A 15534-nucleotide genomic window follows, 5' to 3' on the forward strand; every position below is an offset into this window, starting at 1 on the left:
GGGTCAGCTCACGAGTCGAAGATCGCCTCGGCCCAAGCGCGGGTCAGCTTCGCTCAGGCAGCGTTACTCACGAGGCTCGCGCCACTTGCGGTCCGGGGGATCATCGCGCATCTCGTCCAGGTCCGCTTCCCAGCCGGCCCCTTCCAGCGCGAGGATGTCGGCGGTGGTGATCGCCGTCGCCGGCTTCATCAAAGCTCCAGGCGGTACGCGATCAGGGACACCCCGGGATGCGGCTCCCAGTCCCGCTCGGGCAGCCGCACGAAGCCGAGCCGCTCGTAGAGCCGGTGCGCCCGCGTCATCGTCTCCAGGCTGCACAGCACCACCCTCGCGGCGGCGAGTTCCCGCGCCCGCGCGATGACCGCCCTCGTCAGGGCCTCGCCGATGCCGCGCCCGGTCGCCGAGGGGAGCACCCCGAGCATCCGGAACTCCAGTTCGCCCTCGCGGGACAGCTCGGCGAAGGGCGTCCCCGGGCGGGCGATGGTGACGGTGCCGACGAGCGTGCCGTCCCCGTCCACCGCGACCAGCAGTTCCGCCAGCTCCGCCCGCCGGGCGGCGTCGAGCAGTTCGGTGGCGTAACCCACGCCGTCGACGAGGCTCCGCTCCGCGGAGTACGCGGCCAGCGTGAGCTCGCCGACGGCCGTCAGCTCCTCCGGCCGCGCGGGCCGGATCTCCAGGTCACTCATCGGCCGGCAGGGCGAGCTCGGCCGCGGCCTCGGGCCCGTCTTCCAGCAGCACGCGGAAGCCGTTCTCGTCGAGCACCGGCACCTTCAGCTGGACGGCCTTGTCGTACTTCGAGCCCGGCGCGTCGCCCACGACGACGAACGCCGTCTTCTTCGACACGGAACCGGCCGCCTTCCCGCCGCGGGCCATGATGAACTCCTTGGCCTCGTCACGGGAGTAGTCGTTCAGCGAGCCGGTGACGACGATGGACAGGCCTTCGAGGTTGCGCGGGACGGACTCGTCGCGCTCCTCCTCCATCCGCACGCCCGCCGCGCGCCACTTCTCGACGATCTCGCGGTGCCAATCGACCTCGAACCATTCCTTCGCGGCCCGCACGATGGTGGGGCCGACCCCATCGACGGCGGCGAGCTCCTCTTCGGACGCGTTCTCGATCCGTTCCAGCGAACCGAATTCCCGGGCGAGGGCCTGCGCGGCCGTCGGGCCGACGTGCCGGATCGACAGCCCGACGATGACCCTCCACAGTGGACGATCCTTGACGGTTTCCAGATTCTCCAGCAGTTTGCGCCCGTTGGCCGAGAGCTCGCCCGCCTTGGTGCGGAACAGCTCGACCTGGAGCAGCTTCTCCTCGTCCAGGTCGAAGATGTCGCCCTCGTCGTGCACGACCCCGGCGTCCAGCAGAGCCACCGCGGCCTCGTACCCGACCACCTCGATGTCGAAGACGTTGCGGCTCGCCAGGTGGAACAGCCGCTCCCGCCGCTGCGCGGGACAGAACTGCGCGTTCGGGCAACGGATGTCGATGTCGCCCTCCTTCTGGTACGCCAGTTCGGTGTCGCAGTTGGGGCAGCGCAACGGCATGACGAACTCGCGCTCTTCGCCGGTGCGCGCGTCGGCGACCGGGCCGAGCACCTCGGGGATGACGTCGCCCGCCTTGCGGATGACGACCTTGTCCCCGATCAGCACGCCCTTGCGTTTGACCTCTTCCTGGTTGTGCAGCGTCGCCATCGCGACCGTGGATCCGGCCACCTTCACCGGCTCCATCACCGCGAACGGGGTGACCCGCCCGGTGCGGCCGACGTTGACCTGGATGTCCAGGAGGGTGGTGATCGCCTCTTCCGGCGGGTACTTGTAGGCGATCGCCCAGCGCGGCGCGCGCGACGTCGTGCCGAGACGGCGCTGCAGGGCGACCTCGTCGACCTTGATGACGACGCCGTCGATCTCGTGCTCGGCGTCGTGCCTGTGCTCACCCCAGTACTGGATGTGCTCCAGCAGCTCCTTGCCCGAAGTCAGCACCTTGCTGTGCGGTGAGACCGGCAGGCCCCACGCGGCGAGCGCGTCGTACGCCTCGGACTGGCGCTTCGGCTCGAAGCCCTCGCGTTTGCCGAGCCCGTGGCAGATCAGCCGCAGGTTGCGCGACTTCGTGATCTTGGGATCCTTCTGCCGCAACGACCCGGCGGCGGTGTTGCGCGGGTTCGCGTACGGATCCTTGCCCGCCTCCACCATCTTCGCGTTCAGCGCCAGGAAGTCCTCGACGCGGAAGTACACCTCGCCGCGGATCTCGACCAGCGCGGGCACCGGGAACTCGTCCGTCCCGGTCAGCCGCTCCGGCACCTGCTCCAGCGTGCGGACGTTGAGCGTGACGTCCTCGCCGGTGCGGCCGTCGCCCCTGGTCAGCGCGCGGGTCAGGCGGCCGTTCTCGTACAGCAGGTTGATCGCGAGCCCGTCGATCTTCAGTTCGGCGAGGTACTTCGTCGCGCCGATCTCCTTCTGGACCCGCTCGACCCAGGCTTCGAACTCCTCGGGGTCGAAGACGTTGTCGAGGCTGAGCATGCGCTCGAGGTGGTCGTGCGCGACGAACTCGGTGGAGAACGTGCCGCCGACGTTCTGCGTCGGCGACTCCGGCGTCACCAGCCCCGGATACTCGTCCTCGATGGCCTGGAGTTCGTTGAGCAGCTCGTCGAACTGGCCGTCGGACACGATCGGTGAATCCAGCACGTAGTACCGGAACTGGTGCCCGCGGATCTCCTCCGCCAGCTCGGCATGCCGTTCACGGACGTCGGCAGGCACGTCGGTGACGTCCTGCGCCGGCTCGATGTTTTCGGGAAGTTCGCTGCTCACGGGGGTAACCCTAGTCGGGGGTACCGACATTTCCGGACAGCCTGCCGACCACTTCGCGGAGTTCGAGCAGGGTCAGTTGCCCGTCCTGGGCCTCGGTCACCAGCTCGACCTTGCCCAGCCGCTCGGCCGCGACCCGCTCACCCAGCGTGGCGTCCAGCGGCAGGAAGGTCATGGTCGTCCGGGTCTCCGGGGTGAGCTCGCCGATCTCCGGATGGAACACGGTCACGTCCACCCGGCCTGCCGCTTCGTCCACCTTCGCGGTCACCCGGACGTCGGCGAGCGCGATACGGGTCTCGCCGAGGTTGACGGTGACTTCACTCGGATCGGGGACCGGCGGCACCGAATCGTGGTACTCCCAGATCGCGTCCTCCGGCGGCGCCGCGGCCTTCCACGCGTCGGTGTACGGGCGCAGTTCCGGATCCTCCTGACCGGTCAGCACCAGTGAGTAGATCGCCCGGTGCCCACGATCGAGGGAGAAATGCAGCCGGGGGTGCAGCGCCTCGACGATGGTGCACAGGTCGTGTTCCACCCGATGCGGTTCACGATCGCCGAGGGCGGCGCTGACCTCCGGCAAAAGCGCGAACCACGCCTCCCAGAACGTCGCCGCCGCGGCGGCCGCGTCCTCGGGGACCGGCTGCTCCGGCCAAGCGGTGCGGGGGTCGGGAACGTCCTCGGACTTGCGGGAACGGCGGAACAAACGCATGACGGGCACGCTACCGCGCCGCTCACCAGCCTTCAGGCGGTTCGGTGAAAGCCTTGCCGGCCTCACGGCTGAGCGTGAGCGCGCGCCGCATCCACTCGGGAGTGGCACCCGCGAGCCCGCACGCCGAGGTCGGCACGACCTGCTCCGCGAGGATCTCACGGCGGAAGCCGAGCCGGTCGACGAGCTTGAGCACGGGCGTGACCACGTCGCGCAGTTCCACCGGCACGCCGGGGTCGGTGGCGGGGACGAGCCCGAGCATCAGCGTCGTGCCGGAGTCCAGCGTCTCGCCGATTTCGTCGAGCAAGGCGGGCGGAGCGCCCTTCAGCAAGGCGAAATCGAACGCGATCGCTTTCGCCCCCGCCGCGCGCAGCAACGAGATCGGCGGCTTTTCGGCACAGCAGTGCACCGCGACCGGCTGACCGGTGATGCGCTCCGCCCCCGAGATCACCGTCGACAGCAGTTCGCGGGCTTCCGGCGCGGGCACGGCGGGAACGGTGCCGTAGCCGGACGCCGTCGGGAGATCTCCGGCGAGGACCGCGGGCAGCGACGGCTCGTCGAACTGGAGCACCACCGGCGCGCCGATCCGCGACTTCAGCTCCTCGACGTGCCCGGCCAAACCGTCGAGCAGCGACGCGGCGAAGTCACGCAGCGCGCCCCTGTCGGTGAGCACCCGGTGCCCGCGCGGCAGTTCGACGTTCGCGGCCAGCGTCCACGGCCCGGCGACCTGGATCTTGAAGGCGGGCGGCGCCGCCCCCGCCTTCTCCCTGGCCTCCTGGACGGCGTCGAGGTCCCAGTTCATCAGGTCGAGGGCCCGGCGGTGATCGTGCCCGGGACGGGCGGTGACGCGATAGCCGCTCGGCACCACCTCGACGGCGAGATCGACGAGCAACGCCGCCGTCCGGCCGATCATGTCGGCGCCGACACCGCGGGCGGGAAGTTCGGGCATACAGGGGAATTCGGGCAGTTCGCCGAACACGATCGAAGCGGCCTCGACCGGATCGGTGCCGGGCAGGGAACCGATGGCGGTCGCCGCTCCCGGCGGCCAGGGTCGTTCGTTCACACCCGGATTCTCCCCTTGGTCCGAGTGTGCGGGGAGGCGGGGCACGGGAGGACACGGACATTCGACGCAATTGCCGTCGGCGGGCCCCAGAAGGCGCCGCGCGCATTACGCTGACCTGCCATGACGAGCTCTCCACAGCCCGCCGGCTGGTATCCCGACCAGCAGAACCCCCGGGTGTACCGGTGGTGGGACGGGCAGGCCTGGACCGCGAACACGCGGCCGTCGCACGACGCCGAGATGATCGAGCTGGACATCGAAGGCGCCGCCGACCCGGACAAGATCCGGGCGCAGGCGGCGAGGGGCACGCAGGGCCGGGCCACCGGGGTGGTCGGCGGCGGCACGCTGTTCTCCGAACCCGTGCTGGTGGTCAACCAGCGCGCGAAACTCATCGAGATGTCGAACGAGTTCGGCGTGTTCGACCAGAACGGCAACCGTCTCGGCGGCGTCGTCCAGGTCGGGCAGAGCACGTTGAAGAAGGCCATCCGGCTGCTCACGAACTACGACCAGTTCCTGACCCACCGCTTCGAAATCCGCGACGCGAACCACAGCACCGTGCTGAAGGTGACGCGGCCGGCGAAGGTGTTCAAATCCCGGTTCCTGGTGACGAAGGCCGACGACTCCCCCATCGGGGAGATCGTGCAGGAGAACGTCTTCGGCAAGATCCGGCTGGGTTTCGTGGTGAACGGCCAGAAGGTCGGCGGTATCTTCGCGGAGAACTGGCGGGCGTGGAACTTCGTGATCAAGGACCACGCCGACGTCGAGATCGCGCGGATCACCAAGACCTGGGGCGGTTTCGTGAAGGCCGCGTTCACCACCGCCGACAACTACGTCGTCGAGATCCACCGGCCGCTGCGGGATCCGCTGGCTTCGATGGTGGTCGCTTCGGCGCTGACCATCGATACGGCGCTGAAGCAGGACGACCGCTGACGCAGCGCAGCTTCGCGTGCCTGAGTGGACGGCACGTGTGATCAGACGGACGACAGGCGTGACTGGAGGGACGACACGCGCCCGCAGCCAGGTCTGCCGCGCGTCGTTCCCCTGAACACGTGTGTCGTCCACCTGATCACGCATATCGTCCCGCCGGACACGCGAAACCACCCTTCCGTAGTGACCGGGGTCTCACCCCACTCAAGTGGACACTCGGCTTCCGGCGGCACAAAGTGGTGGGACTGGGCGGCACACCGGTGTGCGTCCGGGACGGAGGTCACCATGGAGCCGTTGCCGGAAGACGGCGAACGGGACTGGGCCGAGCCAGGCGTCTACACGGTTTCGCCCGGGGTCCACCGGATCCCGCTGCCCCTGCCGCAGGACGCGCTGCGCGCGGTCAACGTCTACGTCGTCACCGACGGCACCCGTCTGGTCCTCGTGGATTCGGGCTGGGCGCTGGAGTCGGCGCGCGAACGGCTTTCGCGCGGGTTGAAGGCGCTCGGCGCGGATCTCGGCGACATCGACGAGTTCCTGATCACCCACGTGCATCGCGATCACTACACGCTGGCCGTGGAACTGCGCCGCGAGTTCGGCGGCAAACTCGGGCTCGGGAAACGGGAAGAGCCGTCGCTGGTGCGCTCCGGCGACCCGGACCGGTTCCCGATGGAGGCGCAGGTCGGCCTGCTCCGGCGCTGTGGCGCGGACCCCGTCGTCGAGGAACTCGCCAGGGCCTTCGGCGGCGTCCGGCACACCGAGGCGCATCTGTGGGAACAGCCCGACGAATGGCTCGTCCCCGGCAAACGCGCGATCGTGCCCGGCCGCGAGTTCGACGTCGTGCACACGCCGGGTCACACGGACGGGCATGTCGTCTTCGTCGACGACGAAGCGGGGCTGGTGTTCTCCGGCGACCACGTGCTGCCGCACATCACGCCGTCCATCGGGTTCCAGCCGGTGCCCACCGAATTGCCGCTGAGCGACTACCTCGACTCCCTGCGCCTGGTCCGCGAGATGCCGGACCGGCGCATGCTCCCGGCGCACGGTCCCGTCACCGGCAGCGTCCACGCCCGCGTGGACGAATTGCTGGAGCACCACCGCGACCGGCTGGAGGTCATGGGCGCCGAGATCACCGCGGACGTCACGACGGCGTACGAGGTCGCGCTGCGGCTTGGCTGGACGCGCAAGCGGCGCGAACTGCCCGACATGGACCCGTTCAACCAGATGCTCGCCGTCCTCGAGACCGGTTCGCATCTGGATCTGCTGGTGGCCCAAGGGAAACTCACCGCGACCGAGACCGACGGGGTGCGACACTACGCCTCATGATCATCCGTCAAGCGCGCCGGGAAGACGTCGCGGCGATCGTCGGGATGCTCGCCGACGACCAGATCGGCAGCACCCGTGATTCGGCCGACGACCTCACGCCGTATCTGAAGGCCTTCGAGCAGATCGACGCCGATCCGGCGCAGCTGCTGATCGTCGCCGACGACGGCGGGGAGGCCGTCGGCACGCTCCAGCTGTCGATCATTCCCGGCCTGGCCAGGAAAGGCGCGTTGCGCGGGCAGATCGAGGCCGTCCGGGTGCGGGCGAGCCATCGTGGCTCCGGCCTCGGCGGCGAGCTGATGACGTGGGCCATCGACGAATCGCGGCGGCGGGGCTGCGCCCTCGTGCAGCTGACGTCGGACGTGAAACGCGAGGACGCGCACCGGTTCTACGAACGCCTCGGCTTCGAGGCGACGCACACCGGCTTCAAGCTGAAGTTCTAGTCCCGGCCCTCGGTGGTGGGATGAAGGCTCCCTTCGCCGCGTCCGACGCGACGAAGGGCCCCTTCGCCTCTGGGCTCACGTGAGCGCGAAGACGTGATTCGCGTGATCGGAAACGTAACTCGCGTGATTAGACGCCGCACTCGAATGTTCGGCCTCCAATCACGCAAGTCCCGTGCCAACTTTGCCCTGCCCCGCATTCAGAGGACGAAATGCGGGTGGTCAGCGGGTCCCGGAGATCTTCGCGCTGCCGAGCACCAGGTCGCCCTCGGCGGCATCGGTGCGGTACAGCACGACGACCTGCCCCGGCGCGACCCCGCGCAGCGGCTCGCGCAGCTGGATGGTGACCGAGTCCCCGGAGACCTCCGCGACGGCCTCGACGATCCCGCCGTGCGCGCGCACCTGCACGACGCATTCGGTGGGGCCGTCCAGCGGCCGCTCACTCGGCCAGATCGGGCGGTCCGCCTCGATCACGTCCACGCCGAGGTCCCGTGCGGAACCGACCTTCACGGTGCCCGAAACCGGCTCCAGCGAAAGCACGTAGCGCGGCCGCCCGTCCGGCGCCGGCGCCTCGATGCCGAGCCCCTTGCGCTGGCCGACGGTGAAACCGTGCACGCCGGTGTGCTCACCGAGCACGGCGCCGGTCTCGGCGTCGACTAGCTGACCGGGACGCTGCCCGAGCCGCTTCTCCAGGAAGCTCTTCGTGTCGCCGTCCGGGATGAAGCAGATGTCGTGGCTGTCCGGCTTCTTCGCCACCGACAGGCCACGGCTCGCGGCCTCGGCGCGGACGTCGGTCTTCCACGAATCACCCAGCGGGAACAGCGAATGCCGCAGCTGCTCCGGGGTGAGCGAAGCCAGCACGTACGACTGGTCCTTGCCCGTGTCGACGCTGCGCCGCAGCTCCGGCACACCGTCCACAAGGGACAGACGGGCGTAGTGCCCGGTGGCGACCGCGTCGAAGCCCAGCGCCATCGCCTTGTCCAGCAACGCCTCGAACTTGATCTTCTCGTTGCAGGTGACGCACGGGTTCGGCGTCCGGCCGGCGGCGTACTCGCCGACGAAGGTCTCGATGACCTCTTCGGTGAAGCGCTCGGCGAAGTCCCAGATGTAGAACGGGATGCCGAGGATGTCCGCCGCGCGCCGAGCGTCGCCGGAGTCCTCGATAGTGCAGCAGCCGCGGGATCCGGTGCGCAGCGTGCCGGGCTTCGCCGACAGCGCCAGGTGCACGCCGACGACCTCGTGCCCGGCGTCCACGGCGCGCGCGGCGGCCACCGCCGAGTCCACTCCCCCGCTCATCGCGGCCAGTACGCGCATCTTCCTCACACCTCTTGCTTCTGCGTCTGCTTGCGCATTCCGGCGAGTCCCGCCTGCCTCGCCCTGTCGACGACGCCCGCGATCTCCCTCGAAACCGCTTCAACGTCTTCCGGTGCCGAGGTATGCCCGAACGAGAACCGCAGCGACCCGCGCGCGGCCGCGGGTTCGGCACCCATGGCCAGCAGCACGTGGCTCGGCTGCGCGACACCCGCCGTGCACGCCGATCCGGTGGAACATTCGATGCCCTTGGCGTCCAGGAGCATCAACAGGCTGTCACCCGCGCAACCCGGGAAGGTGAAATGGGCGTGCGTGGGCAGGCGCTCACCCTCGCCGCCGTTGAGCACCACGTCCGGCACCTCGCGCCGGACGGCCTCGATCAGGTCGTCGCGCAGTTCGGCGACGCGTTTCGCGTACTCCTCGCGCCCCTCGACCGCGGCCTTCACCGCCGTCGCGAACGCGATCACCGCGGGGACGTCGAGCGTGCCCGAACGCACGCTGCGCTCCTGGCCACCGCCGTGCAGCACCGGCACGCACGCCGTGTCGCGCCCCAGCAGCAGCGCGCCGACGCCGTACGGGCCGCCGAGCTTGTGCGCGGTGAGGGTCAGCGCCGCGGCGCCGCTTCCGGCGAAGTCGACCGGCACCGCGCCGACGGCCTGGACGGCGTCGGTGTGCAGCGGGATCTCGTGCTCGGCGCAGACGGCGGCGAGTTCGGCGATCGGGTTGACCGTGCCGACCTCGTTGTTCGCCCACATCACGGTGACCAGCGCGACCGTCTCCGGGCTTTCGCCGATGGCGGTGCGCAGCGACTCCGGGGTGACCCGGCCCGCTTCGTCGACCTCGACCCAGACGATCTCGGCGCCCGCGTGCTGCTCCAGCCACTCGACGGACTCGAGGACGGCGTGGTGCTCGACGGTGCTGCACAGCACCCGGCGGCGCTCGGTGTCCTCGCCGTTGCGGGCCCAGAAGATGCCCTTGACCGCGAGATTGTCGCTCTCGGTGCCACCGGCGGTGAAGATCACCTCGGACGGCCGGGCGCCCAGCGCCTCCGCGATCACCTCGCGGGCCTCTTCGACCCGGCGGCGGGCCCGGCGTCCCGAGGAATGCAGCGCGGAGGCGTTGCCCACTGTGGACAGCGCCTCGGACATCGCCGCTACGGCTTCGGGCAACATCGGGGTGGTCGCCGCGTGGTCGAGATAGGTCATCGCATCCTTCAGGGTAGCCCGTTCCGGGGCGTGACCAAGCCCACCCTCATCAGCGGGTGGCGGCGCTCATATCCGACGGCCACCGGCCGGTCACCCGCACCCCGAGCAACGCGATGCCGGTCAACACGACCGAAAGCACCACGATCGCCACCGAAGGCTCCTTCGCCGACGCCAGCGAAGCGAGCAGGACACCGCCTAAACCGATGGTCAGGGCCGATCCGACCCAGTCGCCGAGCTGCAGTGCCGAGGTGTTGAACCCGCGTTCCGCCTCCGGCGAGTACCGGAGCAGCAGGACCGAGATCGCGGGCATCGCGATCCCCATCCCGGAGCCGCCGATCGCCGACGCCACGAACGCCATCCAGCCGGGGAACGAGGGCAGCGGGACGAAGACGAAGATCGCCAGACCGGCCGCGACCAGCGCGAACCCGGTCCGCAGGGACGCTTCGCGCGACCAGTCGAGCATGCGGCCCTGCAGCATCGACCCCGCCGACCAGCCCAGCGCGGTCACCGTCAGCGGCAGCCCGGCCAGCGCGGGGCTGTATCCGTGGACCTCGGTCATCGTGAGCGGCAGGTACGCCTCCATTCCGGCGTACGCGCCCGCGATCAACGCGCGCGAAGCGATCACTGTGGGCAACCCCGGCCGCGACGACAGCGTCCCGGCGGGCAGGAGTTTGCGAAGCGCGTACGCGAGGGCGATCAGGCCGGCGCCGCCGTAGGCCAGCGCCGCGAGGGACGGATGCTGCGCCGCCCAGGTGAGCGCGGCGACGCCGAGGGCGGCGACCACCGCAGGTACGACCCCGGCGCGCCGCGCGGACTCGGCGGGCGCGTGCCGGGGCAGCTTGCGCGTGACGACGATCAGCAGAGCCAGCCCGATCCCGGTCAGCGGGATCAGTCCCAGGAACACCCATCGCCAGCCGACGCTCACGGTCACCACGCCCGCGACCGACGGGCCGATCACGGCGGGCAGCACCCACGCGGCGGCGTTGGCCGCGTAGATCACCGGGCGTTCCCGGTCGCTGAAGGTGAGCGCGATCAGCAGTGACACCGAAACCAGCAGGAGACCGGAACCGAAGCCCTGCAACGCCCTGCCGAGCAGGAGCAGCGGCATGTCGTGCGCGAGCCCCGCGACCAGCAGCCCGGCGGCGAACAGCGCGGTGCCGGCGAGCAGCGCGGGCGCCGGGCCCTTGCGGTCGCCGAGGCGTCCGGAAAGGACGGTCGCGACCACGCTGGCGACGAGGAAGGTGGTGAACGGCCACGCGTACAGCGCGAGGCCGTCGAGGTCGGCCACCATGGTCGGCATCGCGGTGGCGACGCCCATGCTTTCGAACGCGATGAGCGTGACCATGAGCAGCAGCCCGATGGTGGTCACGCGGTGCTCGGGTGTCCACAGCACACCCTTCGGCTTCGCCTTGCCCCCAGTGATCGTCATACGACGAGCCTGCAACCTCCAGCGCGGTGGAGGTCAAGCGCCGACGGACTCCAGGCGCAGCTCACGCGCCAGCACGGCGGCCTCGCCGCGAGAGCTGACTTCGAGCTTCCCGAGGATCTTCCGCACGTGGAACTTCACCGTGTGCTCGGTCAGCGCCAGCTCGTCGGCGATCTGCCGGTTGCGCTTCCCGCGCGCGATCCCGGCGAGGACTTCGAGTTCACGCGGGTTCAGCCGGTCCAGCGGGCGCAGTTCCGGCGTTTCCTGCACGCCCAGCGGCAGGACCGCGGTGATCGTGGCGCCCCAGTCCGGGACGGCGTCGACCTCCCAGCGGCCGCCGAGCGGGGTGATCCGCTCGGTGAGGCCGGTGGCGGGTACGGCGCGGGCGACGTCCGGGCCGTCGTCGCGCACGGTGACGCGGAGGTTCTGCCCGTCGATCCGCCAGGACGCCCGGACCCGGGTGCTGCCCCGCTCCAGCGCGGCGAGCACCAGACCCCGCGAGACCGTGCGGGCGGTGTGCGCGATGTCCTGCGGGAGCGGCCGTTCGTCGTCCGGCCCGGCGAGGTCGACGGACACGTCGTTGTGGCGCACCAAGGGATCCAGCTGCGCGACGAGGGTGCCGAACGCCTCCGAGGCCGATTCCGCCGAGAGTTCCTGGTCGCGGTCGGCGATCGAGCGCAGCTCGACCAGGGCGGCCGCGGCGAGGTCGGTCGCGGTCTGCCGGGCGGCGGCGTCGCCGAGCCTGCGGGACCGCAGCACCGAAAGCAGCGACGTCAGCGTCGTGGCGTGCGTCTGCCCCAGATCGGTGATCGCCCGCGCCCGCGCGGTCGCCGCCGCGATGTTGCTCTCCAGGACGGCGGGCTCGGGGTCGGTGGCGCGCTGGGCGGCGTTCACGCTGACGATGTCCCACAGCTTGGCGACGATCTCCAGCGTGCCGTCCGCGGGCTCGTCCTCGGTGGGGACGAGCGCGATCATCGCGCCCTTGCCGATCACCGGCGCCGAGGTCAGGACGACGAGCTTCCGGCGCTTCCCGCCGAGCGTCTCTTCGGCCACCACGGCCTTGCCCGGGACGCCGAGGGCGGCGAGCCGCTGAAGCTCCGCGCTCGTGACCGCGCCGGTGATCTCCGGGTCGCCGTCGACCTTGATGGGCAGACGCGAGCAGTCGCCGGTCTCCATCGCGGCGGCGCGATGCGGCAGGACGGCCGCGGCCGTCGCCGAGAAACGCGGCAGGAGTTCGGGACGCGGAGCGGCGAGCATGTACTCGACCTGGCTCAGCACTTGCAGCGGATCCATGACTCCACAGTAGGCGCGTGCCGGCTCGGGAACGCTGCTCTCCCGGCTAGTGAACACTGCTCGTCCGGCTGGTTCGGGCGGGCTCCGGGCGCCGGTTGACTGATCGCAGCGAAGAAATCCGAACAGGAGTGAACATGCGAGCGATCACCATCACCCAGTACGGCGAACCGGACGTCCTGCGGCTCGACGAGGCCCCGCTGCCGGAGCCCGGCCCCGGCCAGGTGCGGGTGGCGGTCAAGGCCGCCGGCGTCAACCCGATCGACTGGAAGATCCGGTCCGGCGCGATGGCCGAGGTCCGGCCCGTCGACTTCCCGCACATCCTCGGCCTGGAACTGGCGGGCGTCGTGGACGCGGTGGGCGAAGGCGCCGGTTTCGCCGTCGGGGACGAGGTCTTCGGCTGGTCGGAGACCGGCACGTACGCGGAGTACGCGCTGGCGAGCACGGTCATCCGCAAACCCGCCGGGCTTTCGTGGGCCGAAGCCGCCGCGCTGCCCATCGCCGGCGAAACCGCGTTGCGGGTGCTGGGCGAACTCGAGGTCAAACCGGGCGAGACCGTGGTGATCCACGGCGCGAGCGGCCAGGTCGGCCGGATCGCGACGCAGGCCGCCGTCGCGCTGGGCGCCACGGTCGTCGGGCTCGCCGGGGCCTCGTCGCTCGACGAGGTGAAGGAGCTCGGCGCGGTGCCGGTCCAGTACGGCGACGGGTGGGTCTCCCGGGTCCGCTCGGTCGCGCCGGACGGTGTCGACGCGGTCTTCGACGCCGCGGGTTTCGGCGTCCTGGGTGATTCCGTCGAGCTGCTCGGCTCGCCCGACCGGCTGATCACCATCGCGGACCCGGCGGCCTACGCGCAGGGACTGAAGTTCTCGGCGGGCGGGGCGGAAACTCAAGCGGTTCTTGAGGATCTGGTCGCGCGGGGGCTGAAGCTGAAGCTGGGTTCGAGTTACGCGCTCGCCGATGCCGCCTCGGCGCACCGGGAAAGCGCGACGGGGCACGCGGGCGGGAAGATCACGCTGGTCTTGGAGTGATGCCGGGCTGTGTCAACCCCGGATGCCAGGAACGGTCCTTTCCTTGCGAAATTTGCCAGGAAAGGACCGTTCCTAGCGCACGTGAGGTGCGGAGAGGGACCTTCACGACCACCTCGACCGAAGCCACAGCTGCCGCGGCGGTCGCACGACCCGTGGCGGATGTCATGAAAGGGTCGTTCAGGACGAAAAACGTCTTGAACGACCCTTTCATGACACATCCGGGAGTTACTGCGAGACCGCCTTGGGAGCGGGAGCGGCGGCCGGAGCGGGAGCGGCGGCCGGAGCCCGCCGCCGCCGCTGAGCCGGGATCTGCACCCGACCGAGAGCGGCCTGCACCGCGGATTCCGCCAGCGCCGCCAGTTCCCGGCGGTCCGAAGCGCGGCCCGGCGCGATCTCCGGGCACACGTGCACCTCCAGCACCAGACCACGCAGGGCCGCGACCCGCCGCAGCGACGCGATGAGCGACTCCGGCCCGATGAACGCCGGCTGCGTCGTCTCCCGTCCGTCGGCGAGCCGGAACCGCAGCGCGAGCGGCCGCACCGGGACACCGCCGTCGATCGCGGCCTGGAAGGTCGCGGGGCGGAACCGGCCCGAGCCGAGACCGCACCAGGTGGTGCCTTCCGGAGTCACGCTGACGAGTGATCCGCCGCGCATGGCGTCGGCGAGTTCGTCCATCGTCGCGGGGAGGCTCCGCAGGTTCTCCCGGTCGAGGAAGATGCTGCCGCCGCGGCGGACGAGCAGGCCGAGCACCGGCCAGGCGCCGACCTCCTTCTTCGCGAGCGCCCGCATCGGCTGCACGGCGTTGACCGCGATGATGTCCAGCCACGAGATGTGGTTGTTCACCACGAGCGCGCCGCGGCCGGGCACCGCGCGGAACCGCTCGTCACCGAGCACGCGCAGCTTCACCCCGAACGAGCGAAGGATCCCCGCGAAAAGCAGGCGCACCAACCGTTCCCGGGGCATGCCGCGCAGCACGAGCACCAGCGGCGCCGAGAGGAAGGCGCCGAAGATGACGCCGATCGCGGCGGTGAACCGCAGGACCCGCCGGCCGAACGCCACCGTCGGCGCCCCTTCGGTCAGGCAGCCGTCGCCACACGGCGACTTCGGCATCCAGGCGTGGCTCATCCCTGCTCTCCCAGGAAGAACTTGAGGTACCGCTCGTCGACGTTGTGCAGATCCAGCAGGACGAAGAAGTCCGCGACGCCGAAATCCGCGTCGAGCGCGGGCGGGCCGTAGATCTTCGCCCCGAGGCGGGTGTAGCCCTTGATGAGCGGCGGGAGGATCGCGCGGGAGGGCCGCTCGATGTCCTCGGACAGCCACGGGTTCAGCGGCGTCACCCGAAGGGATTCATCCGCGTAGTGCTTGGCGCGCAGGACATCCCAGACTCCCGCCGCGTAGATCCCGCCGTCGGTCAGCGGCACGGACGCGCAGCCCGCGAGATACCGGTGCCCGGCCAGCAGCATGTAGCGTCCGATCCCCGCCCACACGAGGCTCACCACGGCGCCGCTGCGGTGGTCGGGGTGCACGCACGAACGCCCCGTCTCGACCAGTGAAGGGCGCAGCGAATCGAGCGCGGTGAGATCGAATTCGCTGTCGGAATACAGTTTTCCCGCCCGTGCGGCCCGGTCGGGCGGCAACATCCGGTACGTGCCCACGATCTCGCCGGTGTTGTCGTCGCGCACCACGAGGTGATCGCAGAACTCGTCGAAGTAGTCGACGTCGAGACCGGGTTCGAGCGAATTGAGCGTCGCTCCCATTTCCTCGGCGAACACCTGATGGCGAAGACGCTGTGCGGCGACGACTTCTTCGTTTCCGTTCGCCACGAGGAGGGAGTAACGCGGCGCGTCGGCCGGGAGTTCGACACCTGCCTGGTCAGTACTGACGAGGAGCTGTGACGTCGTCATGACCCAGGTCTACCCCTGGAGGGGTACCAACGACAATGCGCCTGATGGCCGATTAGTGCACGTTCAGTTAATTGCGGGTTCTCAGGCTTCTCTCAGGCTGGGAAGTCACTTCCCGGTCACGGAAAAG

Annotated in this window: 15 protein-coding genes; 4 read left to right on the forward strand and 11 right to left on the reverse strand. The window is 70.2% G+C overall.

The features are described from left to right. Positions 1 to 63 precede the first annotated feature (63 nt). Genes AORI_RS84640 through AORI_RS72295 form a run of 5 tightly spaced genes read right to left on the reverse strand, consistent with a single transcriptional unit; the run spans position 64 to position 4559 of the window. Positions 64 to 189, reverse strand: a complete 126-nt coding sequence (locus AORI_RS84640; protein WP_267283964.1) for a hypothetical protein — start codon at positions 187 to 189, stop codon at positions 64 to 66. Next, on the reverse strand, positions 189 to 683 hold the full coding sequence (locus tag AORI_RS72280; RefSeq protein ID WP_016336551.1) for a GNAT family N-acetyltransferase: 495 nt from the start codon (positions 681 to 683) through the stop codon (positions 189 to 191). Before AORI_RS72280 ends, AORI_RS84640 begins: the two co-directional genes overlap by 1 nt. After that, positions 676 to 2796, reverse strand: a complete 2121-nt coding sequence (gene ligA, locus AORI_RS72285; protein ID WP_016336552.1) for an NAD-dependent DNA ligase LigA — start codon at positions 2794 to 2796, stop codon at positions 676 to 678. The genes AORI_RS72280 and ligA overlap by 8 nt, the downstream gene beginning before the upstream one ends. A gap of 10 nt (positions 2797 to 2806) precedes the next feature. Beyond that, positions 2807 to 3499, reverse strand: coding sequence for a hypothetical protein (locus AORI_RS72290; protein WP_043848325.1), 693 nt, complete (start codon positions 3497 to 3499; stop codon positions 2807 to 2809). Between the two features lie 22 nt (positions 3500 to 3521). Then, positions 3522 to 4559: a methionine synthase gene (locus AORI_RS72295; RefSeq protein WP_016336554.1), complete on the reverse strand. Its 1038-nt coding sequence runs from the start codon at positions 4557 to 4559 to the stop codon at positions 3522 to 3524. Between the two features lie 120 nt (positions 4560 to 4679). On the opposite strand from AORI_RS72295, the gene AORI_RS72300 reads away from it, so the two are divergent. The 3 genes from AORI_RS72300 (at position 4680) to AORI_RS72310 (ending at position 7246) form a co-directional block, all read left to right on the forward strand. Continuing rightward, positions 4680 to 5486, forward strand: coding sequence for an LURP-one-related family protein (locus AORI_RS72300; protein ID WP_043848326.1), 807 nt, complete (start codon positions 4680 to 4682; stop codon positions 5484 to 5486). A gap of 282 nt (positions 5487 to 5768) precedes the next feature. Continuing rightward, positions 5769 to 6806 (forward strand): MBL fold metallo-hydrolase, encoded by a 1038-nt coding sequence (locus AORI_RS72305; RefSeq protein WP_016336556.1) that lies wholly within the window; start codon positions 5769 to 5771, stop codon positions 6804 to 6806. Then, positions 6803 to 7246 (forward strand): GNAT family N-acetyltransferase, encoded by a 444-nt coding sequence (locus AORI_RS72310; protein ID WP_016336557.1) that lies wholly within the window; start codon positions 6803 to 6805, stop codon positions 7244 to 7246. Before AORI_RS72305 ends, AORI_RS72310 begins: the two co-directional genes overlap by 4 nt. A gap of 219 nt (positions 7247 to 7465) precedes the next feature. On the opposite strand, the gene mnmA is transcribed toward AORI_RS72310, so the two are convergent. The 4 genes from mnmA to AORI_RS72330 are packed head-to-tail and all read right to left on the reverse strand — an operon-like array spanning position 7466 to position 12478. Continuing rightward, positions 7466 to 8557, reverse strand: coding sequence for a tRNA 2-thiouridine(34) synthase MnmA (gene mnmA / locus AORI_RS72315; protein ID WP_016336558.1), 1092 nt, complete (start codon positions 8555 to 8557; stop codon positions 7466 to 7468). A 5-nt stretch (positions 8558 to 8562) separates the two neighbouring features. Continuing rightward, entirely contained in the window at positions 8563 to 9759 is a 1197-nt protein-coding gene (locus AORI_RS72320) for a cysteine desulfurase family protein (protein WP_016336559.1), read from the reverse strand. A 49-nt stretch (positions 9760 to 9808) separates the two neighbouring features. Continuing rightward, on the reverse strand, positions 9809 to 11203 hold the full coding sequence (locus AORI_RS72325; RefSeq protein WP_228688224.1) for an MFS transporter: 1395 nt from the start codon (positions 11201 to 11203) through the stop codon (positions 9809 to 9811). An 18-nt stretch (positions 11204 to 11221) separates the two neighbouring features. Then, a complete protein-coding gene (locus tag AORI_RS72330; RefSeq protein ID WP_016336561.1) occupies positions 11222 to 12478 on the reverse strand; it encodes a helix-turn-helix transcriptional regulator in 1257 nt (418 codons plus the stop codon). A gap of 134 nt (positions 12479 to 12612) precedes the next feature. Between AORI_RS72330 and AORI_RS72335 the strand changes: the two genes are divergently transcribed. Next, positions 12613 to 13503 (forward strand): NADP-dependent oxidoreductase, encoded by an 891-nt coding sequence (locus tag AORI_RS72335; RefSeq protein WP_043849114.1) that lies wholly within the window; start codon positions 12613 to 12615, stop codon positions 13501 to 13503. A gap of 225 nt (positions 13504 to 13728) precedes the next feature. On the opposite strand, the gene AORI_RS72340 is transcribed toward AORI_RS72335, so the two are convergent. Both AORI_RS72340 and AORI_RS72345 read right to left on the reverse strand, forming a co-directional pair. Then, on the reverse strand, positions 13729 to 14628 hold the full coding sequence (locus tag AORI_RS72340; protein WP_016336563.1) for a lysophospholipid acyltransferase family protein: 900 nt from the start codon (positions 14626 to 14628) through the stop codon (positions 13729 to 13731). Then, positions 14625 to 15407 carry a GNAT family N-acetyltransferase gene (locus AORI_RS72345; protein WP_016336564.1) on the reverse strand — a complete coding sequence of 261 codons (783 nt, stop codon included), beginning with the start codon at positions 15405 to 15407 and terminating at the stop codon, positions 14625 to 14627. Before AORI_RS72345 ends, AORI_RS72340 begins: the two co-directional genes overlap by 4 nt. Between the last annotated feature and the right edge of the window lie 127 nt (positions 15408 to 15534).

The sequence above is a fragment of the Amycolatopsis keratiniphila genome (genome assembly GCF_000400635.2).
Classification (GTDB): domain Bacteria; phylum Actinomycetota; class Actinomycetes; order Mycobacteriales; family Pseudonocardiaceae; genus Amycolatopsis; species Amycolatopsis keratiniphila.

What these genes read in the sequence shown, in the direction of transcription:
- AORI_RS84640 (WP_267283964.1), bottom strand. Translation starts at nt 189, where the DNA reads ATGAAGCCGGCGACGGCGATCACCACCGCCGACATCCTCGCGCTGGAA.
- AORI_RS72280 (WP_016336551.1), bottom strand. Translation starts at nt 683, where the DNA reads ATGAGTGACCTGGAGATCCGGCCCGCGCGGCCGGAGGAGCTGACGGCC.
- AORI_RS72290 (WP_043848325.1), bottom strand. Translation starts at nt 3,499, where the DNA reads ATGCGTTTGTTCCGCCGTTCCCGCAAGTCCGAGGACGTTCCCGACCCC.
- AORI_RS72300 (WP_043848326.1), top strand. Translation starts at nt 4,680, where the DNA reads ATGACGAGCTCTCCACAGCCCGCCGGCTGGTATCCCGACCAGCAGAAC.
- AORI_RS72305 (WP_016336556.1), top strand. Translation starts at nt 5,769, where the DNA reads ATGGAGCCGTTGCCGGAAGACGGCGAACGGGACTGGGCCGAGCCAGGC.
- AORI_RS72310 (WP_016336557.1), top strand. Translation starts at nt 6,803, where the DNA reads ATGATCATCCGTCAAGCGCGCCGGGAAGACGTCGCGGCGATCGTCGGG.
- mnmA (WP_016336558.1), bottom strand. Translation starts at nt 8,557, where the DNA reads ATGCGCGTACTGGCCGCGATGAGCGGGGGAGTGGACTCGGCGGTGGCC.
- AORI_RS72320 (WP_016336559.1), bottom strand. Translation starts at nt 9,759, where the DNA reads ATGACCTATCTCGACCACGCGGCGACCACCCCGATGTTGCCCGAAGCC.
- AORI_RS72330 (WP_016336561.1), bottom strand. Translation starts at nt 12,478, where the DNA reads ATGGATCCGCTGCAAGTGCTGAGCCAGGTCGAGTACATGCTCGCCGCT.
- AORI_RS72335 (WP_043849114.1), top strand. Translation starts at nt 12,613, where the DNA reads ATGCGAGCGATCACCATCACCCAGTACGGCGAACCGGACGTCCTGCGG.
- AORI_RS72340 (WP_016336563.1), bottom strand. Translation starts at nt 14,628, where the DNA reads ATGAGCCACGCCTGGATGCCGAAGTCGCCGTGTGGCGACGGCTGCCTG.
- AORI_RS72345 (WP_016336564.1), bottom strand. Translation starts at nt 15,407, where the DNA reads ATGACGACGTCACAGCTCCTCGTCAGTACTGACCAGGCAGGTGTCGAA.